Annotated in this window: 19 protein-coding genes; 10 read left to right on the forward strand and 9 right to left on the reverse strand. The window is 63.9% G+C overall.

The annotated features are described in order from the left end of the window. Positions 1–8: 8 nt before the first annotated feature. Positions 9–938, reverse strand: coding sequence for a formimidoylglutamase (hutG, locus tag C7I36_RS12980; protein WP_106454127.1), 930 nt, complete (start codon positions 936–938; stop codon positions 9–11). Further along, positions 935–2143, reverse strand: a complete 1209-nt coding sequence (gene hutI / locus C7I36_RS12985; protein WP_106454128.1) for an imidazolonepropionase — start codon at positions 2141–2143, stop codon at positions 935–937. The genes hutG and hutI overlap by 4 nt, the downstream gene beginning before the upstream one ends. A 177-nt stretch (positions 2144–2320) precedes the next feature. Between hutI and C7I36_RS12990 the strand changes: the two genes are divergently transcribed. Continuing rightward, the gene (locus tag C7I36_RS12990) at positions 2321–3643 is read left to right on the forward strand and encodes a YjiH family protein (protein WP_106454173.1); all 1323 of its coding nucleotides are present in this window, start codon (positions 2321–2323) and stop codon (positions 3641–3643) included. A gap of 89 nt (positions 3644–3732) precedes the next feature. Next, the gene (locus tag C7I36_RS12995; RefSeq protein ID WP_106454129.1) at positions 3733–4269 is read left to right on the forward strand and encodes a YaeQ family protein; all 537 of its coding nucleotides are present in this window, start codon (positions 3733–3735) and stop codon (positions 4267–4269) included. 61 nt (positions 4270–4330) lie between these two features. Here C7I36_RS12995 and hutC read toward each other — a convergent pair whose 3' ends face one another. Continuing rightward, complete coding sequence (gene hutC, locus C7I36_RS13000; protein ID WP_106454130.1) at positions 4331–5041, reverse strand: histidine utilization transcriptional repressor HutC; 711 nt, start codon at positions 5039–5041, stop codon at positions 4331–4333. Between the two features lie 131 nt (positions 5042–5172). Between hutC and C7I36_RS13005 the strand changes: the two genes are divergently transcribed. Beyond that, positions 5173–5655 (forward strand): MarR family winged helix-turn-helix transcriptional regulator, encoded by a 483-nt coding sequence (locus C7I36_RS13005; protein ID WP_106454131.1) that lies wholly within the window; start codon positions 5173–5175, stop codon positions 5653–5655. On the opposite strand, the gene C7I36_RS13010 is transcribed toward C7I36_RS13005, so the two are convergent. Next, positions 5652–6233: a YjaG family protein gene (locus C7I36_RS13010; RefSeq protein WP_106454132.1), complete on the reverse strand. Its 582-nt coding sequence runs from the start codon at positions 6231–6233 to the stop codon at positions 5652–5654. The two genes, C7I36_RS13005 and C7I36_RS13010, sit on opposite strands and share 4 nt — an antisense overlap. Positions 6234–6388: 155 nt before the next feature. Here C7I36_RS13010 and C7I36_RS13015 point away from each other — a divergent pair, with 155 nt between their 5' ends. Both C7I36_RS13015 and C7I36_RS13020 read left to right on the forward strand, forming a co-directional pair. Then, a complete protein-coding gene (locus C7I36_RS13015) occupies positions 6389–7333 on the forward strand; it encodes a D-2-hydroxyacid dehydrogenase (protein WP_106454133.1) in 945 nt (314 codons plus the stop codon). Beyond that, positions 7327–7911, forward strand: a complete 585-nt coding sequence (locus C7I36_RS13020) for a uracil-DNA glycosylase family protein (RefSeq protein ID WP_219899655.1) — start codon at positions 7327–7329, stop codon at positions 7909–7911. Before C7I36_RS13015 ends, C7I36_RS13020 begins: the two co-directional genes overlap by 7 nt. Here C7I36_RS13020 and znuB read toward each other — a convergent pair. Both znuB and znuC read right to left on the reverse strand, forming a co-directional pair. Further along, positions 7908–8696 (reverse strand): zinc ABC transporter permease subunit ZnuB, encoded by a 789-nt coding sequence (gene znuB / locus C7I36_RS13025; protein ID WP_106454135.1) that lies wholly within the window; start codon positions 8694–8696, stop codon positions 7908–7910. The two genes, C7I36_RS13020 and znuB, sit on opposite strands and share 4 nt — an antisense overlap. Further along, positions 8686–9423, reverse strand: a complete 738-nt coding sequence (gene znuC / locus C7I36_RS13030; protein WP_106454136.1) for a zinc ABC transporter ATP-binding protein ZnuC — start codon at positions 9421–9423, stop codon at positions 8686–8688. Before znuC ends, znuB begins: the two co-directional genes overlap by 11 nt. Before the next feature lie 88 nt (positions 9424–9511). Between znuC and znuA the strand changes: the two genes are divergently transcribed. Both znuA and mepM read left to right on the forward strand, forming a co-directional pair. Continuing rightward, positions 9512–10477, forward strand: a complete 966-nt coding sequence (gene znuA, locus C7I36_RS13035) for a zinc ABC transporter substrate-binding protein ZnuA (RefSeq protein WP_106454137.1) — start codon at positions 9512–9514, stop codon at positions 10475–10477. Between the two features lie 188 nt (positions 10478–10665). Further along, positions 10666–12012 carry a murein DD-endopeptidase MepM gene (gene mepM, locus C7I36_RS13040; RefSeq protein WP_106454138.1) on the forward strand — a complete coding sequence of 449 codons (1347 nt, stop codon included), beginning with the start codon at positions 10666–10668 and terminating at the stop codon, positions 12010–12012. Between the two features lie 67 nt (positions 12013–12079). On the opposite strand, the gene hemE is transcribed toward mepM, so the two are convergent. Beyond that, the gene (gene hemE, locus C7I36_RS13045; protein ID WP_106454139.1) at positions 12080–13147 is read right to left on the reverse strand and encodes a uroporphyrinogen decarboxylase; all 1068 of its coding nucleotides are present in this window, start codon (positions 13145–13147) and stop codon (positions 12080–12082) included. A 187-nt stretch (positions 13148–13334) separates the two neighbouring features. Here hemE and rsd point away from each other — a divergent pair, with 187 nt between their 5' ends. Beyond that, a complete protein-coding gene (rsd, locus tag C7I36_RS13050; RefSeq protein WP_106454140.1) occupies positions 13335–13802 on the forward strand; it encodes a sigma D regulator in 468 nt (155 codons plus the stop codon). A 13-nt stretch (positions 13803–13815) separates the two neighbouring features. Further along, positions 13816–14181, forward strand: coding sequence for a PilZ domain-containing protein (locus tag C7I36_RS13055; protein WP_106454141.1), 366 nt, complete (start codon positions 13816–13818; stop codon positions 14179–14181). Here the strand turns inward: C7I36_RS13055 and radA are convergent. Then, positions 14178–15545 (reverse strand): DNA repair protein RadA, encoded by a 1368-nt coding sequence (gene radA, locus C7I36_RS13060; protein ID WP_106454142.1) that lies wholly within the window; start codon positions 15543–15545, stop codon positions 14178–14180. The two genes, C7I36_RS13055 and radA, sit on opposite strands and share 4 nt — an antisense overlap. 70 nt (positions 15546–15615) lie before the next feature. On the opposite strand from radA, the gene C7I36_RS13065 reads away from it, so the two are divergent. Then, complete coding sequence (locus tag C7I36_RS13065; protein ID WP_106454143.1) at positions 15616–17895, forward strand: PilZ domain-containing protein; 2280 nt, start codon at positions 15616–15618, stop codon at positions 17893–17895. Here the strand turns inward: C7I36_RS13065 and serB are convergent. After that, positions 17855–18826, reverse strand: coding sequence for a phosphoserine phosphatase SerB (serB, locus tag C7I36_RS13070; protein ID WP_181256377.1), 972 nt, complete (start codon positions 18824–18826; stop codon positions 17855–17857). The genes C7I36_RS13065 and serB overlap by 41 nt on opposite strands. Positions 18827–18845 lie beyond the last annotated feature (19 nt).

The following is an 18845-nucleotide window of genomic DNA, read 5'->3' on the forward strand; positions in this document are numbered from 1 at the left end:
TTCCCTCTTTACAGTGTCAAAGTATGAATCAACCGAGCCGCCAGCCTGGCCGTGTGGCCATCCACGTCATACTCGGGGTTGAGCTCGGCCAAATCGGCGAGCCGGAGCTTGCCACTGGCCTTGATCTGTTCAATTACGGGTTCAATCAAATCCAGCCCCACCCCCCGGGCCGCCGGCGCACTCACGCCGGGCGCCTGGGCGGCGGGGAACACATCGATGTCGATGGTCAGGTAGAGGTGGTCGCAGCGACCGATAAAGTCCGCCACCTCCTGCTGCAGCCGGGGCAGGGCCGCCGCCGTCATGGCCCTGTCTTCCCATGCCAGCACCCCGAGCTCTTCGGCGCGCCGGAACAGGTTCTGGGTGTTGGCGGCCCGGCTCACTCCCAGGCAGGCATACTGGAAGGGCCAGCCCCGCTGCGCGCTCGCCTCCGCGATCTGGGCAAAGGGGGTGCCGGACGACACCACGAAGCCGGGGTCGCGCAGATCGAAGTGGGCGTCGAAGTTGATGATGCCGATGCGCGGGCGCTGCTCGCGTGGCGCCAGATGCGCGGCCAGGCCAGACCAGGAGCCGAAGGCCACCTCGTGGCCGCCACCCATCACGATGGGGAAATGGCCCAGATCCAGCGCCTCGCTCACCCGGGCGGACAGGGCCTGGTGGGCCCCTTCCAGATCCTCGCCCTGGCAGACCACGTCGCCGGCGTCGAACACGGCCGTGCCCTGGTGCCAGGCCAGGCTGCCCAGCATCCTGCGCATGGCCGCCGGGCCCTTGGCGGCGCCGACGCGGCCCTGGTTGCGGCGAACCCCTTCGTCACAGCCAAAGCCGATCAGCACGGCGCCCGGTTCCCGGGCCTGCTCCAGCGGCTGCACCTGCTGGTGCCAGCGATAGGTGTCGGGCTCGGGATCGACCCGGCCGGTCCAGGGGGTCATGTCAGTCTTCATGCAGGCTCTCCCGCTACGATGCGTTGAACGAGCCGGGGCAGGCCCAGGCTATAGGCCAGCTCGGCGTAATTGTCGGTTTCCCACAGGCACAGATCCGCCGCCATACCCGGGACGATGCGGCCGCACTCGTGCGACAAGCCCAGGGCCCGGGCGCCCTGGGCGGTAACGCCGCGCAGGGCCTCCACCGGGGTCAGGCGGAACAGGGTGCAGGCCATGTTCAGCATCAGCCTCAGGCTGAAGATGGGCGAGGTACCCGGGTTGGCGTCGGTGGCCAGGGCCATAGGCACCCCGTGGCGACGCAGCAGCGCGATGGGCGGTACTGTTGTTTCGCGCAATATGTAGAAGGCGCCGGGCAACAGGGTGGCGACGGTGCCGGCCTCGGCCAGGGCCTTTACCCCCGTCTCGTCCAGGTATTCCACATGATCCACCGACAGCGCCCCGGCGCGGGCGGCGGCGGCGCTGCCGCCCAGGTTGGACAACTGCTCGGTATGGCCCTTGATGGCCAGGCCATGGGCCTTGGCGGCGGCATAGACCCGCTCGCACTGGGCCACCGAGAAGGCGATGTTCTCGCAGAACACGTCCACCGCATCCGCCAGCCCTTCGGCGGCGGCGGCCGGGATCATCCTCCGGCACACCAGCTCGATATAGCCGTCGGCATCGTCTTTGTATTCCGGCGGCAGGGCGTGGGCACCCAGCAGGGTGGTGACCACCCGCACCTTGAGCTCCCGCCCCAGGCGGCGCGCCACCCGCAGCATCTTGAGTTCGTTGTCCACATCCAGGCCATAGCCGGACTTGATCTCGACCGTGGTCACCCCGTCCGCCATCAGCGCCTCGAGGCGCGGGCGGGCAGCGGCGAACAGCTCGTCCTCCGAGGCGGCGCGGGTGGCCCGCACCGTGCTGAGGATGCCGCCGCCGGCGCGGGCGATTTCTTCATAGCTCTTGCCTTCGAGCCGGGCCTCGAACTCCCCGGCCCGGTTGCCGCCGTACACCAGGTGGGTATGGCAGTCCACCAGCCCCGGGGTCAGCAGCCGGCCTTCGGCATCGATAAGCTCGAACCCGGCACGGTCGGCCTTGCTCAGTTCGCTCATGGGCTTCAGCCAGGCGATGCGGCCCTCCTTAACTGCCACCGCCATGGGCTCGGCGGCGGCGTCGAGGCCGTCGAACAGGGTGGCATTGACCCAGAGGCGGAGGGATGACGATGGCATGGCTGGCTCCTTGAATCGCTATTTGTATATACATTTAAATCATACCCCACCTCTTTGCAAGCAGGCCCGCACAATAAACCCGGATTAATAGAGATGGATCACATAAAAAACATACAGATCATTAACATTGACATCATTTTTGTATATACATTAATCATCGTTAACAGGGAGGCCCCCATGCACCAGACCAAGGAACAATCCAAGGCTCAATCCCGGCCCCAGGGCAAGGCCATAGGCCGGCTGCTGGGCCTGAGCGCCATCGGCATCTTTATTTTCTTTATTCCCATCACCCTGCAGGGCAAAACCAGCATACCGCTGGATCATATGGTGGGCTGGCTGCGCGCCGCCCTGGGCGAAAGCGGCGCCGGCTGGTACGCCATGGGGATGATAGTGGCGGGAGCGGTTTATCCGCTGGTCACCGGCCGCTGGAAACAGAGCCCGACCGACACCGTCTTCCTGGTACTGAAATGGCTGGGGGTAGTGGCGGGCCTGATGGCGCTCACCGGCCTGGGCCCGGCGGCGCTGCAGGCGCCGGACATGCTGCCCTTCCTGTTCAACAAGCTGGTGATCTCGGTGGGGCTGATCGTGCCCATCGGCTCGGTATTCCTGGCCTTCCTGGTGGGTTACGGCCTGCTCGAGGCCATCGGCATCCTGGTGCAGAAGCTGATGCAGCCCATCTGGCGCACCCCGGGCCGCTCGGCCATCGATGCGGTGGCCTCCTTCGTGGGCAGCTATTCCATCGGCCTGCTGATCACCAACCGGGTGTACAGCGCGGGCCACTACTCGGCGCGGGAAGCGGCTATCATCGCCACCGGCTTTTCCACCGTTTCCGCCACCTTTATGATCATCGTGGCCAAGACCCTGGGGCTGATGGAGATCTGGAACCAGTACTTCTGGCTGACCCTGGTGATCACCTTTATCGTTACCGCCATCACGGTGCGGCTGCCGCCGCTGTCCCGCATGGACAACAGGGCCGAACACCGGGAGCCGGAAGGCGAGCCCGGCAACCGCCTGGCCACCGCCTGGCAGAACGGGCTGGAAGTGGCCGAGCAAGCGCCGCCGCTTGGCCGCAACGTGATAGACAACTTCAAGGACGGCCTGGTGATGACCATCAGCATACTGCCGTCCATCATGTCGGTGGGGCTGATTGGCCTGCTGGTGGCCAAATACACCCCGGTGTTCGACTGGCTGGGCTACCTGTTCTACCCGGTGACCTGGCTGTGGGGCCTGGAGGACGGCATGCTGCTCGCCAAGGCCACCGCCTCGGGGCTGGCGGAAATGTTCCTGCCGGCGCTGCTGATGGCCGAGGCCGACTTCGTGGCCCGCTTCGCTGCCGGCGTGGTGTGCGTGTCGTCGGTGCTGTTCTTCTCGGCCTCGATTCCCTGCATACTGGCGACCCGTATCCCGCTCAAGGTGGGCACCCTGGTGCTGGTGTGGTTTGTCCGCGCCTTCCTCAGCCTGCTGCTGGCCATCCCGGTCGCCATGCTGATCGCCCCCTGAGCCAATGACGGCCCGGCGCCGGGCCGCGTCGGGCTGGATACCGCCCCGGCTTGCCGTTAAGATGGCGTTTTTGTTAACGAGATCCTTTCATGGCCCTGACCGCCACCCTGCACAAGGTGCGGCTGAATATCAGCGATCTGCACCGCCACTACTACCAGGAACACAGCCTGACCGTGGCCCGCCATCCGTCGGAAACCGAAACCCGGATGATGGTGCGGCTGCTGGCCTTTATGCGCCATGCCGACGAGGATCTGAGTTTTACCAAGGGACTCAGCACCGACGACGAACCCGAACTGTGGCAGAAGGCGCCGGATGGGCGCATCCTGCTGTGGGTGGAACTGGGCGAGCCCAGCGTCAAGCGCATCAAGCAGGCCCTGTCCCGGGCCGAGCGGGTAGTGGTGTACAGCTATGGCGGGCGCTCCGCCCTGGAATGGTGGAGCAAACACCAGGTAGAGCTGGGGCAGTTGCCGCGGCTCGAAATCTACCACCTGGCCGATCCCCAGCCGGCCCGGCTGGCCGAGCTCTGTAGCCGCAGCATCGATCTCTTCGCCACCCTGCAGGAGCTGGACATCCAGGTCACCGACGGCAAGAACAGCCTGGATCTGCAACTGACCCAGTGGCGCTGACCCAGGTGGGAAGTATTGTGGCTCCGGCTTGCGTCCGCCACCCTGAGCGCCGGGATGGCGCTCAGTCCAGCTTGAGGGTGGAGCGCAGCTTGTAGCGGTTGCCCGGGTGCCAGAGCCGGGCAAAGCTCACCAGCTGGTGCAGCGACCAGGTACGGCGGGTCACCAGCAGGCAGGGCTCTTCGGACCCTATCTGCAGCCAGTCGCACACCTGGGCCGGCGCCAGCCGCGCCTCGACGATATGCTCCAGATCCGACAGCGGGCAGTGCTGCACCAGGTAGGCATTGGGGGTCATCCGAGCAAAGTCGCAGCCCAGGTAGCCGGGTGCCAGCGCCGGATTGACGAAGCGCTCTTCCACCTGGATCGGCGCCTGGTTTTCCAGATGGACTATCACCGAGTGGAATACCCGGGCATTGAGCCGCATGCCCATCTGCAGGGCCACTTCCTCATCGGCGCGCAGGCTTTCCAGCAGCAGTACCCGGTTGCCGTAGTCGTGGCCGCGACTGCGTACCTCGTCGGCGATATTGTTGATGTCCGCCAGCGGCGACTCGGCCTTGGGCTCGGTGACAAAGGTGCCCAGCCCGGCCCGGCGCATCAGGTAGCCCTCCTGCACCAGGTCGCGGATCGCCTTGTGGGCCGTCATCCGGCTGACACCGAACTGACCGGCCAGCTCCTGCTCGGGGGGAATTTGCTGGTGCAGCGGATATTCACCGGACTGGATGCGGGCCAGGATATGCTGCTTGATCTGCTGATAAAGGGGAATGGATTGCGTCACTGGACCTCCTGCGTCAGGGCAATTGTACATACAATTGCCGCCGGCTCCCAGCCTGGCCCGGGACTTTCCAGTCCGCGTGTTTTGCGCTAAGGTGCGCGCACATCCAGCAAGCCCACATCGGCAGGTATATTGTGGAAAAACATGAAGAAGTGCTGGTGGCCCTGCGCCAGATCATCCGTGCCATCGACCTCCATTCCCGCCAGCTCAGCAAGGCCTCCGGCCTGACCGGCCCCCAGTTGCTGCTGATGCAGGCGATCAGCGAACATGGCGACATCACCATGCGCAAACTGGCCCAGGCCACCAACATGAGCCAGGCCACCGCCACCACCATCATCGACCGGCTTGAGCAAAAGCAGTTGGTGCGCCGGGAGCGCAGCCTTACCGACAAGCGCAAGGTGCACGCCGTGCTCACCGACGAAGGCAAGGTCAAGCTGAAAACGGCCCCCCGCCCCCTGCAGGAAAGCTTTATCCAGCGCTTTCAGGCACTGGAAGCCTGGGAGCAGAACCTGCTGCTGTCGTCGGTACAGCGCATCTCCTCGATGATGAACGCTCACGAACTGGACGTGGCCCCCCTGCTGCAGGTGGGCAGCCTGGTTCAGGAAGAAAAGTATTAATCCTGCAGGCTGATGCCGATATTGGACACCCCGTCCTGGGCGGCGAGGTCGCGGATGGCCAGAATGGTTTCGGCCTCCCTCGGTTGGGCCACCTGCTCCAGCAGTGCCACCTGAAACTCCATTTCCGCTTCCACCAGCTCGTGCTCGTACAGCTCTTCCTCACTCAGATCCCGCTCGGCCAACAGCTCGGCAAAGCCGGCCACCGTCCCCAGGGACGCACTGCTGGCTTCCATGGCTTCCTCGCCGATACGGCAGATCACCGAGTTGTAGGCCGCCCCCAGGGCCACGCAGGCATCCAGCGCCGGATAGGCACCATAGGACTCAAAGCGGCTTGGATCGGGAATAAGAGGTTCGAACGATTCCAGTTCGGCCGACAAGTCCACCCTTGAGCCCTTGATCGTGAGGTAGGTCCAGAGCACATCCAGGCAGTGGCGAAAACGGGCTCCGTCGCCAAACCCCGAGGCCTCGGCGAAAAGGTGGTAGTTGGGATACATGCGCTCCGCCAGGGCCAGGGCGAATACGGTCTGCTGCCAGGGCATCAGCTTGTTGAGTTTCTTGTAGAATTTGTCGCCGAACACGGTCTGTTCCTTGTGGTTGTATGGCCGCCCCTGCTGACGAACTGACCGATTGCCGCCGGGGCTCACACTTTGCAGGGGAAACACTGGTATAAGTTTTTGCTTGTGCCATTGTCTCATAAAAGTCAGCACACACCGCATTTTGAGGAGACGATGGTATGGCCCATCATACCCTGTTACTGCTCAGCCAGGACAATGCCCAGTATCACGCCCTGTTGAACCAGGCCTACCTGCCGGGGCTGACCATACTCGAACCCAGGGACGAGGCCGGTATCCGGGAAGGCCTGGCCCGGGCCGATATCCTGCTGGGCGAGCCGGCGCGCATCCGGCCCCGGCTCAAGGACGCCCGGGCACTGAAGTGGGTCCAGTCCACCTATGCCGGGGTCGATGCCCTGCTGGCGCCGGGCACCCGCCAGGACTACCTGCTGACCAATGTGCGCGGCATCTTCGGCCCGTTGATCAGCGAATACGTGTTTGCCCATCTGCTGTCCATCACCCGCCATCTGCGCCACTACCGGGAACAGCAGCGCCACCACAACTGGCAGCCGATTCCCTACCAGAGCCTGCAGGGCAAGACCATGCTGATCATCGGCACCGGCAGCATCGGCCAGCACGTGGCCGGCACCGCCCGCCACTTCGGCATGGAAGTGCTCGGCATCAGCCGCTCCGGCCACGAGGCGCCGAACTTCGATCGCACCTATCAAACCCAGGCCCTGAACAAGGTGCTGCCCCGGGCCGATGTGGTGGTCAGCGTAGTGCCCTCCACGCCCCAGACCCGCGGCCTGTTCAATGCCGAGCGGCTTAATCACGTCAAACCGGGTGTCGTGTTCTGCAACGTGGGCCGGGGCGATGCAGTAGATGAAACCGCCCTGGTACAGGCCCTGCGCAGCGGCCGCATCGGCGCCGCCGTGCTGGACGTATTCGCTACCGAACCCCTGCCGGCGGAAAGCCTGCTGTGGGACATGCCCAATGTGATCATCACTCCACACAATGCCGGTTACAGCTTTCCGGATCAGATAGTGACGCGCTTTAGCCGTAACTACCTGAAATACATAGAAAACAAGGCAATGGAAGGAGTGGTCAACTTCGATCTGGGATACTGAGCATGGAGTCCCTGCTGCGGGAAGTGCGGGCCTGCAGGCTGTGTGAGGCCCATCTGCCGCTGGGGCCCAGGCCCGTGGTGCAACTGGGCGGCGGCGCCCGTATTCTCATCATCGGCCAGGCGCCGGGCACCCGGGTGCACAACACCGGCATTCCCTGGAACGATCCCTCCGGCGACACCCTGCGCCGCTGGCTGGAGGTGGGCCGGGAGCAGTTCTACGATCCGGAGCTGTTCGCCATCATGCCCATGGGCTTTTGTTATCCGGGCAAGGGCAAGAGCGGCGACCTGCCGCCCCGGCCCGAATGCGCCCCCACCTGGCATCAGCGGATACTCGACGCCCTGCCCCACATTGAACTGACCCTGCTGATCGGCCAGTACGCCCAGCGTTACTACCTGGGCAACCGCTACCCTACCCTTACCGAGACGGTACGCCACTGGCGGGAATTCGCGCCGACGCAACTGCCCCTGCCCCATCCCTCGCCCCGCAACCGTCGCTGGCTTACTCAAAACCCCTGGTTCGAGCGGGAGGAACTGCCCGCCCTGCGGGCTCGGGTGCATCAGGCACTGGGGCAGAGTTAACCCCGTTTCGGCAACAACTGGGACAGCAGGAACAGGCCGGCGGCCACCACCACCACCGAAGGGCCACTGGGCGTATCGTAACTCACCGACAGCTGCAGTCCGCCGAGCACCGACAGCACACCCAGCCCGGCGGCATAACCGGCCATCTGCTCGGGCGTGCGGCTGAAACGCCGGGCGGTGGCGGCAGGAATGATCAGCAACGAGGTGATGATCAGCGCCCCCACGAATTTCATCGCCACCGCAATCAGCACGCTGATCATCAGCAGCAGCAGCAGCTTGAGCGGCTCTACCCGCACGCCTTCCACCCGGGCCAGCTCCTCGCTGACGGTAATGGAAAGCAACTGGCTCCAGAAGCGGCGCAGGATCAGCAGCAACACCACGCCTCCCCCGTAGATCCAGTACAGATCCACCGGCTGGATCGCCAGCAGATCCCCGAACAGGTAGGCCATGAGATCGACCCGCACATTGTCCATAAAGGCCAGCGCGACCAGGCCGAGGGACAGGGCCGTATGGGCCAGGATGCCCAGCAGGGTGTCGGTGGCCAGCCAGCTGGCCCGCTGCAACGCCGCCAGCAGTATCCCCAGCACCAGGCAGGCCACCAGCACCGCCAGGGTCAGGTCGATGTGCAACAAGAGGCCAAGCGCCACCCCCAGCAGGGAGGAATGGGCCAGGGTATCGCCAAAATAGGCCATCCGCCGCCATACCACAAAACTGCCCAATGGCCCGGCCAGCACGGCGATGCCCAACCCCGCCAACAGGGCATAAAGCAGAAAACTATCCCACATGGCGTACGTCTCCGTGGTGCTCGTCGTCACAATGATGGTGGTGGGTATAGACCGCCAGTTGGGCCAGCTCGGGCCGCCCGAACAGACGGGCGAACTCGGGATGACGGGCCACCTGCTCAGGCTCCCCATGGCAGCAGATATGCTGGTTCAGGCAAATAACCCTGTGGGTGCTGGCCATCACCAGATGCAAATCGTGGGATACCATCAGCACACCGCAGCGCAATTCGTCGCATAATCGCTGGATCAGGGCATAGAGTTCGGTCTGCCCATGCACATCGACCCCCTGGGCGGGTTCGTCCAGGATCAGCAGCTCAGGCTCCATCATCAGGGCCCGCGCCAGCAGTACACGCTGCATTTCACCACCGGACAGGGCCTGCATGCCACGTTCGGCCAGCCGCTCCGCCCCTACCCGTGCCAATGCCCGGGCTACCGTCAGCCGGCGACCGTGGGACAGGCTGAGAAAGCGGGCCACAGTCAGCGGCAATACCGGATCCAGGTGCAACTTTTGGGGCACATAGCCGATACGCAGGCCCGGCTTGCACCACAGGCTGCCGCTGCTCGCCTGGCGCAGGCCCAGCACCAGCTTGACCAGCGAACTTTTGCCGGCGCCGTTGGGGCCGACGATGGTCAGTATCTCGCCGCCATTCAGGGTCAGGGAGATCCGCTCCAGGATCAGATTGCCGTCGGCTTCCAGGCCGACCTCCGTCAATTCCACCAGTTTGGTCATCCGCCGCGCGCCTTTACTTTGTGATATGTAATATTATAACATTCTCGACCAGCCGAACTCCATCAACAAATTCAGAGCGCCCCCGCCGATGAAAGCCCTGCTACCCTTAGCCCTGTCCCTGCTGCTGATCAGCCCGGCCCGGGCCGTTGAGATTGTCACCACCATCAAGCCGCTGCAACTGATCGCCGACGCCATTACAGATGGCGCCGCCAACTCGGAGCTGTTGTTGCCGCCCGGTACTTCGCCCCACGACTATGCCCTCAAGCCCTCGGACTTGCGCCGGGTAAACAATGCCGACCTGGTGATCTGGGTCGGTCCCGAGCTGGAAGGTTTCCTGGCGCCGCTGCTGGAAAGCCACCCAGGCAGCCTGGCGTTGATGGCCCGCATTGAGGCGGAACCGCACAACCACCAGGAACCTGCCGACGCCCATGACCATGACCATGACCATGACCATGACCATGATCATGATAACGGCAAAATCGTGATCGCCCACCAGGAAACCGCAGATCCCCATCATGACCATGATCATGGCGCCCGGGATCCCCATATCTGGCTCGATCCCCATCACGGCCGGCAGATTGCCATCCTGATCGCCGCTCGCCTGGCCGAACTTGATGCCGCCAATGCTGATCGATATCAACAAAACCTGGCCCGTTTCGAGGCAGAATTACGGCGCACCAATGCCGAGGTCGAAGCCCGGCTGGCGCCGGCCCGGGGCAAGGGCTATTTCGTGTTCCACGATGCCTACGGCTACTGGGAAGAACACTACCGCCTGCCATCGCTCGGCTATTTCACCGTCAACCCCGAGCGGGCTCCCGGCGCCCGGACCCTGAGCCTTATCCACCAGGCACTGAAAGACGCCCGGGCCGAATGCGTGTTTGCCGAGCCCCAGTTCCGCCCCGCTGTGATCGAGGCGGTACGGCGCGGCACCCAGGCCCGGATCGGCGTGCTCGACCCGCTCGCCGCCAGGGTGGAAAGCGGCCCTCAGGGATATTTTGTCTTCATGCGACAAATGGCGGACGCCATGGCCGCATGTTTACTTAACGAATCATAAAAAACTGAAATTAAATTCTGTATAATGGTGAACTTTCATATCACCCCATGTACTAACCATGGTGGCCCGCCCAGCGGGCCGTTTTGTGATAAGAATCCGGCCGCTTTATTATCCTTGGATCCATGCCTGGATAGATAAAGCGGTTTTTGCATGCACAGTTCAGCAACCAACAGGCACAGGTAATCCGGATGAATCCTCTCCGCCCGATACAAACCCGACTGCAAGGAATGCCCACGCAACTACCCAAGCGGCATCTGTACGGCATCATCTTCCTGAGCGGCCTTACCCTGACCACAGCGGTCATGATGCCCTCCCCCAATGAACTGATGGAGCAGCCGGTCAGGATCAGCATCCCCGCCAGCCTCAACCTGCCCAAGGAAGCCCGGGAGCAGGTCGACAACACCGAATTTTATTCCCTGCCCAATGACGAGATAGGCCCGGTCGAACCGGTGGACGCCCTCGATGCCATTGCCTCCGAGGAACCCGAATGGCAGGAATATGTGGTGCAAAACGGCGATACCCTGAGCACTATCTTCAACGGTCTGGGGCTGCCCCTGGCCACCATGTACAAGCTGCTGGACGCCGACAAGGAAAGGGTGCTGGATGGACTCAAGCCAGGCCAGACCCTTTCCTTGCTGATCGATGAAGACAACCTGCTGCAGGAATTCAAAATCCAGCAGGATCTGATGCACAGCCGCCTGTTCACCCGCACCGGCGAGGGCTACCAGAGCAACCTCAAAACCGAGGAAAGCCGTTGGGAAAGCCGCACCCTCGGCGGCGTCATCAGTGGCAGTTTTTATATCAGCGCCCGGGATGCCGGCCTTTCGCCCAGCCAGATCCAGCGGGTGGCCAACCTGTTCCAGTGGCAGCTCAACTTCGCCCGCGACCTGCGCCAGGGCGACAGCTTCAAGGTGGTGGTGCAGCGCGAGTTCGTCGATGGCCAGAGCACCGGCAAGTCCGAGCTGCAGGCGGTGGAGATCACCAACAAGGGCAAGACCTACCAGGCCTTCCGCCATGAAGACGGCAAATTTTACGACGCCAGGGGCGAAAGCATGGAGCGCGGCTTTGTACGCATCCCCCTGGAGCGCAATGTCCGCATCAGCTCCAACTTCAACCTGACCCGCAAACACCCGGTCACCGGCCGGGTCCAGCCTCACAACGGAACCGATTTCGCGGTGCCGACGGGCACTCCCGTTGTCGCCCCCGGCGATGGCGTGGTGGTCAAGGCCACCCGGCATCCCCTGGCGGGCAACTATCTGGTGATCCGCCACGGTCGTCAGTACACCACCCGCTTCCTGCACCTGAGCCGCTTCCTGGTCAAACAGGGCGACACGGTCAAGCGCGGCCAGCGCATCGCCCTGTCCGGCAACACCGGTCGCTCTACCGGCCCGCACCTGCATTATGAGTTCCACGTCAACAATCGCCCGGTGGACCCCATGCAGGTCAAACTGCCCATGGCCGAGGGCCTGAACGGTGCCGAGCGCCGCGCCTTCCTCGCCAGGGTGGAGCAGTACAAAAAGGAGTTCGCCGGCTAACGGCCCCCATCACCATCAAAAAAGCGCCCTAGGGCGCTTTTTTGATTCCGGTTCAACACCAGCCTGCTCAGCCCTGGTGGTAGGGCCGGGACAGGCGGTGTACCGCTTCGATAAAGGCACCGGCGTGCTCGGGATCCACGTCCAGGTGAATGCCGTGCCCCAGGTTGAACACATGGCCCGGGCCCTGGCCATAGCCTTCGAGTATGGTCGCCACTTCCTGCTCGATGCGGGGAATGGGGGCGTAAAGCATGGACGGATCCATGTTGCCCTGCAGCGCCACCTTGTCGCCCACCCGTCGCCGGGCGTCGGCGATGTTGATGGTCCAGTCCAGGCCCACTGCATCGCAGCCGGTGGCGGCGATGGCCTCCAGCCACTGTCCCCCGTTCTTGGTGAACAGGGTCACCGGCACCCGGCGGCCGTCGGCTTCGCGGGTCAGGCCGTCGACTATCTTGGCCATGTACTGCAGCGAGAAGTCGTTATAGTCGCGCGGGGTCAGCACCCCGCCCCAGGTGTCGAAGATCATCAGCGACTGGGCGCCGGCCGCCACCTGGGCATTCAGGTAAGAGGTCACGCTGTCGGCCAGCTTGTCGAGCAGCAGATGCAGGGTTTGCGGCTCGGCGTACATCATCTTCTTGATTTTGGTAAAGGCCTTGGAGCTGCCGCCTTCCACCATGTAGGTGGCCAGAGTCCAGGGGCTGCCGGAAAAACCGATCAGCGGCACCTCGCCCTTCAGCTCGCGGCGGATGGTGCGCACCGCGTTCATCACATAACCGAGTTCGGCTTCCGGATCGGGCACGCCTATCTTCTGCACATCGGCAAGGGAGGCCACCGGCCGCTCGAACTTGGGACCTTCGCCCGTTTCGAAATACAGTCCCAGGCCCATGGCGTCGGGAATGGTGAGGATATCGGAGAACAGGATGGCGGCATCCAGCGGGAAACGACGCAGCGGCTGCAGGGTCACCTCACAGGCCAGCTCGGCGTTCTTGCACAGCGACATAAAGTCGCCGGCCTGGGCCCGGGTCGCCTTGTATTCCGGCAGGTAGCGGCCGGCCTGGCGCATCATCCAGACCGGAGTGTAGTCTACCGGCTGGCGCAAAAGGGCACGTAAATAGCGATCATTCTTGAGTGTGTTCATCCCGTCGTTCCGGATCAGGTGGCAAATTGGCCGCATTGTACCATCATGGCGGAAAATCGGAAAAAACTGCGTCCATCCGCCGAATGGCGAGCCAGGACGCAACTTGTCGACGCCGCTATTGACCGGAGCCGGTCTTTTCTTTACTTATATTCCATCACCCTGTACCTGGCAGCCCACGGAGGGAAACATGCTCGGGAAAATGGAACGGACCAAGACCCGGCTCGCCGGCAAACACCGGGCGCTGGACGCCTTTCTCAATGCCCGCCAGAGCCTGCTGGTAGAATACATCCGCCTCAGCACCCATCAGAAAACCCTGCCGACACAGGCCGAACTCGAAGAGTTTTGCGGTCAACTGGTGGATTACGTCTCGGCCGGGCATTTTGAAATCTATGATTATGTCATGGCCGCCTACGAGGCCACCCGGGGCAACGCCCGCGTATTGGCCGAGCGCATCTACCCGCGCATCAAGCACAATACCGACGAGGCGCTGAATTTTCACGACAAATACACCCAGGCCGACGAGGACACCCTGATGGAGCTGGATCGGGATCTCAGCCACCTGGGGGAATTGCTGGAAGAGCGGTTCGAGCTGGAAGACCGGCTGGTCTCGGCCATCGACCTGGTCGATCACCTCGATACCAGCCAACCCGCCTGAACAGGAGGCCACCATGGCCGAGCGCAGAGTGTTTTCCCGAATCGGATTCAAGGCCCAGGCCTGGCTGGTCGACGCCGGCGGCCGCCATCACCGGGGGCTGGTGCGCGATCTTTCCCTGCACGGGGCCCTGGTGGCGGTAGAAGACGACTGGGCCGGGCAAAACGGCGACGAGTTCGAACTGCTGCTCGATCTGGACGGACACGGTCAACGTATCGTGATGCAGGGACGCCAGCGCCACCACCACGGCACCTGCATCGGCCTGGAATGCCAGCGGATGGACATCGACAGCGCCGCCCACCTGCGCCGGCTGGTGGAGCTGAACCTGGGCGACGACGCCCTGCTCCAGCGCCAGTTCGCCCAGTTGGTGGACGAGGACTAGAGCGCCTCGAGCGCCTCTTCCAGTTTTTTCACCGCAATCACTTCCATACCCTCGGGGGCCTGCTTGGGCCGGTTGGCCCAGGGCACAATGGCCCGGGTAAAGCCGTGCTTGGCCGCTTCCATCAGCCGCTCCTGCCCCGACGGCACCGGCCGGATTTCCCCCGACAGGCCCACCTCGCCAAACACCACCAGCTCTTTCGGCAGGGCCTTGTCGCGAAAGCTCGACACCAGCGCCAGCAACAACGCCAGGTCGGCGCTGGTGTCCTCTACCCGCACGCCGCCCACCACGTTGACGAACACATCCTGATCCGCCATCTGCATGCCGCCGTGGCGGTGCAGCACCGCCAGCAGCAGCGCCAGCCGGTTGTGCTCCAGGCCCACCGTCACCCGCCGCGGGTTGGCCAGTTGGGAATAATCCACCAGCGCCTGCAGCTCCACCAGCAAGGGCCGGGTGCCCTCCCAGATCACCATCACCACGGATCCGGTGGTCTGCTCCTCGCCCCGGCTGAGGAAAATGGCGGACGGGTTGCTCACCTCCTTCATGCCGGTTTCGGTCATGGCGAACACCCCCAGCTCGTTGACCGCGCCAAAGCGGTTCTTGTGGCTGCGCAGGGTGCGAAAGCGGCTGTCGGCGGCGCCGTCGAGCAGCACAGAGCAGTCGATGCAGTGCTCCAGCACCTTGGGGCCGGCCAGGGTGCCGTCCTTGGTGACATGGCCCACCATCAGGATCACCACCCCCTGCTGCTTGGCGAAGCGGGTGAGCTGGGCCGCTGCTTCCCGCACCTGGCTCACCGAACCCGGCGCCGACTGCACATCGGCCACGTGCATCACCTGGATGGAGTCGATCACCATCACCGCCGGTTGCTCTTGCCGGGCCACCTGGCAGATTTGCTCCACGCTGGTTTCCGACAGCATACGCAACTGATCCCGGGGCAGGCCCAGGCGCTGGGCGCGCATCGCCACCTGCTGCAACGACTCCTCGCCGGTGACGTACAGAGTTTTCATACGCCCGGCCAGGCCGCACATGACCTGCAGCAGCAGGGTACTCTTTCCGGCGCCGGGGTTGCCGCCGATGAGAATCGCCGAGCCGGGCACCAGGCCGCCGCCCAGTACCCGGTCCAGCTCGCGAAAGCCGCTGTCGATGCGCGGAATTTCGGTCATGGCGATTTCATTCAGGGTCTGGACCTTGTTCTCCAGCGCGCCGGCATAGCCGGAAAAACGGGCATTGCGGCCTGACGAGGCGGCCGGCGCCAGCCGGATTTCGCTGAGGGTATTCCACTCCTTGCACTCGGAGCACTGCCCCTGCCAGCGGGGAAATTCGGCACCGCATTCACCGCATACAAAGGCGGTCTTGGACTTGGCCATGCTGACTCACTCATTCATTAACGAGCTGTTATACTGGACCAAGTTTTTACCTCACTCAACCACAAGCAAGATGGATCTCAGCCCCTACAAAGCCCTGGTGACCAAACTGGTACCGCTCAGCTATCAGCACGATCTGGATAGCCTGCTCGACAGCTTTCTGCCCGGCCTGGATACCCAGGCCCGGTTCCAGATCCAGGCGGAAATCCGGCGGCTGACCTCGCCCTGCCTGCGCGTGCTGGACTTGCGCAGCCTGTTCCCGGAGCAATGCCGTCTGTTCCGCCACCAAGGGCTGGACCACATGCTGCCTCCCCGGCTGGAACAGCGCTTCCAGCAGCTGCTCGACGACTACCACGGTGAATATACCCGCGGCCTGTACGAAGCATTGATCGCCGACCTGGCCGCCCTGCGCAAACAGCCGGCCATGCTCAATGCCAGCCCCTGGCACCTGCCTGCCTTCGGTACCCGGCGCAAGGAAACCCGGCTGCAGTTCGTCACCCCTGTGCTGCTGCACGGCAAGGGAACCACAGTCCAGGCCAACAGCCTGAACATTTCGGTGGGCGGCCTGCTGCTTCATCTGGGAGCGCCCCTGACCCTGGCGGACGGCACCGACATCCTGGTTTCCTTTCCGGAACTGGCACAGCAGCCGGGACTGGACTGTCTGGCCCGGCCCGGGCGTTACCAGGTGATCGGCGGCCAGGAACGGGGCGAGGAATCCAACCGGCTGAAGCTGCGCCGGCAGGAAGCCAGCGAGGAATGGGACAAGGCGCTGCACGACTTTATTGAGCAGAAGCGGCCACGCTATGGCAGCGATGCCGAAGACCTCTACAGCACCACCCTGTCCCAGTGCTGGGGCCAGGCCCTGCTGGAAACCGGCCTCGGTATGTCCCTGTTCTGCGACCGGCAGGGAGGGATCCGGGAAGTGCTCAGCAACCGCTTCGGCAACCGGCTGCTGGAACGCTGGCGCCTGCGGGACACGGGCGATTTGCTCGCCAGCCTGCTGCCGCCCGAGCGGATCATGCGCATGGCGCAAAATCCGGCACACCCCGTGCTGCTGTACAGCTTCCAGCTCAAGGGGCAGCAGCAGGCCTATTACTTTGCCGCCGACCAGCGCCAGCTGGCCGATGCCGGCCTTTACCGGGAGTTTATCGCCGAAGGCAACCGCGCCGGCAGCCTGCAGCTCTATTACCTGAACATCCGTCCCGTCACCTTCACCGACCAGGTGATCGAAAGCCTCGACAGCCAGGGAGTACAACGGCTGCAACAGCTGGGCTGGCACCTCTGGCTGACCCCCTTGCCGGCTCCGGAATACCGGCCCGAGGGCAAGGCCAACATCCGGCCCCTGGCTCCCTTCCTGCTGCAACCCCAATCCCGGCCGGTCAGCCTGGTGCCACTGCGCCAGCCTTCCCTGCGCCAGGAAACCCGCTTTCGTTATGAAACCCCGGTAGAGCTGGAGCTGAACGGACAACGGCTGCCCGGACGCACCGAGGACATCTCCGCCAGCGGCCTGAAGATCCTGCTCGATGCTCCGCTCGAGCTGGCCCTGCCCGCCCGGATCGCACTGACCCTGCCCGAACTCGACAAACTCGGCCGGGCCTGGAAGCTGCGCGGCCTGGACTACGAGGTGGTCAACCAGAGCGGCGGCGGCAAGGTATTGCACCTGCACCTGCTGGGTGAGCCCAAGACCCATGTGGGATTCCAGTTTTTTTCGGCCCTGCTGGAACAAAACCAGGACAAACTCCGGGCCCGTCCCCAAAGCCACCATCAGCCGGCCTGGCTGATGTGGCTGAGCCGGCAGGCCCAGCAACAGCCACCCTCGCCCACCTTCCTGCTGGGCCGCAACGACAGCGGCTTTTATGTGCAGGGCGCCATCGCCTGCCTGGCCCAGCAGGGACTGATGTCCTTCCTGTCCAACGAGTTTCAGCAGGCCTACCTGAGCCGGCTGATCTCCCGTCAATTGATGCAGTCGATCGCCACCGCCCTGCACCGTCCCGACGGCAAGAGCCATCTGATGGTGGAAATCTGGACCGCCAGCCATGCCGACGGCGAAGGCAAATCGGTGCTGGTGGTCAACCCGACACCGGCCCGCCAGGCAGAACTGTTCGATCCCGGACGCTATCGCCAGCCCAGGGTCAGCCTTGCCGTCGTCAACCGGCTGCAATTACGTCAACTCGACTTTTTTATCCCCGAGTGGCAAAACCTGACCCAGACCGCCCTGCACAAAACCCAGTTGCTGGAACAGCAGCTGGCGGAGCTGGCCGCCCTGTGCCAGGTATTCGACCTGACCGATCTGGCCCTTTCCCGGGTACGGCTCAGCGCGCCTGCAGCAAGCCCAGCACCCCTTCCAGGCTGAGCCGGTTGAGGCAGACCGGCGCCTTTTCCTGCACCAGGGGCTTGGCGTGCAGCGCCACGCCCAGACCCGCCTGGGCCAGCATCAGCAGATCGTTGGCCCCGTCGCCGACGGCCACGGTCTGGCTGATGGGAATATTGTGCTCATGGGCCAGGTTGACCAGGATGTTGGCCTTGGCCTCGGCGTCGACGATGGCGCCCAGCACTTCGCCGGTCAGCCTGCCGTCGCGGATTTCCAGGGTATTGGCAAACACCGCGTCCAGTCCCAGTTGCTGCTGCAGGTGACAGGCGAAAGGAGTGAAACCGCCGGAGGCGATGGCCACCTTCCAGCCCATCTGCTTGAGGCCGGCGACCAGTTCGGTCAGGCCCGGCATCAGCGGCATCATGCCGATGACCTCCTCGATGATGGCAGCATCGGCGCCGGCCAGGGCCTTGACCCGACGGCGCAGGCTCTCGGAAAAGGGCAAGGCTCCTTCCATCGCGGCCCGGGTGATGGCGGCCACTTCCTCGCCCACCCCGGCCAGACGGGCGATTTCGTCGATGCATTCAATCTGGATGGCGGTGGAGTCCATGTCCATCAACACCAGGCCGGGCCGGTCGCAGACGGGCAACTCGGGCACACAGGCCAGATCCCAGCCCTGGGCCACCCGCTGCAGCCCGGCCTTTAGCGACGGCGACCAGTGCGACAGGCGCAGGCTCAGCAGCTCCCGCTGCGCCACTCGTGTCATCCGCTCGAGTTCGGCGGTCACCCCGGCCTGTTCCAGGACCGCCAGGCTGCGAGTCAGGGCGGACTTGTCCAGCTGCTCGGCCAGCAGCACCAAATGTCCCTCGGCCTGGGCCAGGCTGCCCGGCACCAGATGCGCGCCACGGCACAGGTGCGATTCCCGCCCCAGCACGGCTTCCCACTCCAGAACCCTGTCGGGCAGGGCTTCCATCAATAGCGCCACGTGAATT

It is taken from the genome of Zobellella taiwanensis (assembly GCF_003012795.1).
GTDB lineage: Bacteria > Pseudomonadota > Gammaproteobacteria > Enterobacterales > Aeromonadaceae > Oceanimonas > Oceanimonas taiwanensis.

Excerpts from the sequence above, each read along its gene's own strand:
- hemE (WP_106454139.1), bottom strand. The coding sequence starts at position 13,147 with ATGAACACACTCAAGAATGATCGCTATTTACGTGCCCTTTTGCGCCAG.
- C7I36_RS12990 (WP_106454173.1), top strand. The coding sequence starts at position 2,321 with ATGCACCAGACCAAGGAACAATCCAAGGCTCAATCCCGGCCCCAGGGC.
- serB (WP_181256377.1), bottom strand. The coding sequence starts at position 18,826 with ATGGAAGCCCTGCCCGACAGGGTTCTGGAGTGGGAAGCCGTGCTGGGG.
- znuB (WP_106454135.1), bottom strand. The coding sequence starts at position 8,696 with ATGTGGGATAGTTTTCTGCTTTATGCCCTGTTGGCGGGGTTGGGCATC.
- znuC (WP_106454136.1), bottom strand. The coding sequence starts at position 9,423 with ATGACCAAACTGGTGGAATTGACGGAGGTCGGCCTGGAAGCCGACGGC.
- C7I36_RS12995 (WP_106454129.1), top strand. The coding sequence starts at position 3,733 with ATGGCCCTGACCGCCACCCTGCACAAGGTGCGGCTGAATATCAGCGAT.
- C7I36_RS13015 (WP_106454133.1), top strand. The coding sequence starts at position 6,389 with ATGGCCCATCATACCCTGTTACTGCTCAGCCAGGACAATGCCCAGTAT.
- hutI (WP_106454128.1), bottom strand. The coding sequence starts at position 2,143 with ATGCCATCGTCATCCCTCCGCCTCTGGGTCAATGCCACCCTGTTCGAC.
- mepM (WP_106454138.1), top strand. The coding sequence starts at position 10,666 with ATGAATCCTCTCCGCCCGATACAAACCCGACTGCAAGGAATGCCCACG.
- C7I36_RS13065 (WP_106454143.1), top strand. The coding sequence starts at position 15,616 with ATGGATCTCAGCCCCTACAAAGCCCTGGTGACCAAACTGGTACCGCTC.
- C7I36_RS13055 (WP_106454141.1), top strand. The coding sequence starts at position 13,816 with ATGGCCGAGCGCAGAGTGTTTTCCCGAATCGGATTCAAGGCCCAGGCC.
- znuA (WP_106454137.1), top strand. The coding sequence starts at position 9,512 with ATGAAAGCCCTGCTACCCTTAGCCCTGTCCCTGCTGCTGATCAGCCCG.
- hutG (WP_106454127.1), bottom strand. The coding sequence starts at position 938 with ATGAAGACTGACATGACCCCCTGGACCGGCCGGGTCGATCCCGAGCCC.
- radA (WP_106454142.1), bottom strand. The coding sequence starts at position 15,545 with ATGGCCAAGTCCAAGACCGCCTTTGTATGCGGTGAATGCGGTGCCGAA.
- rsd (WP_106454140.1), top strand. The coding sequence starts at position 13,335 with ATGCTCGGGAAAATGGAACGGACCAAGACCCGGCTCGCCGGCAAACAC.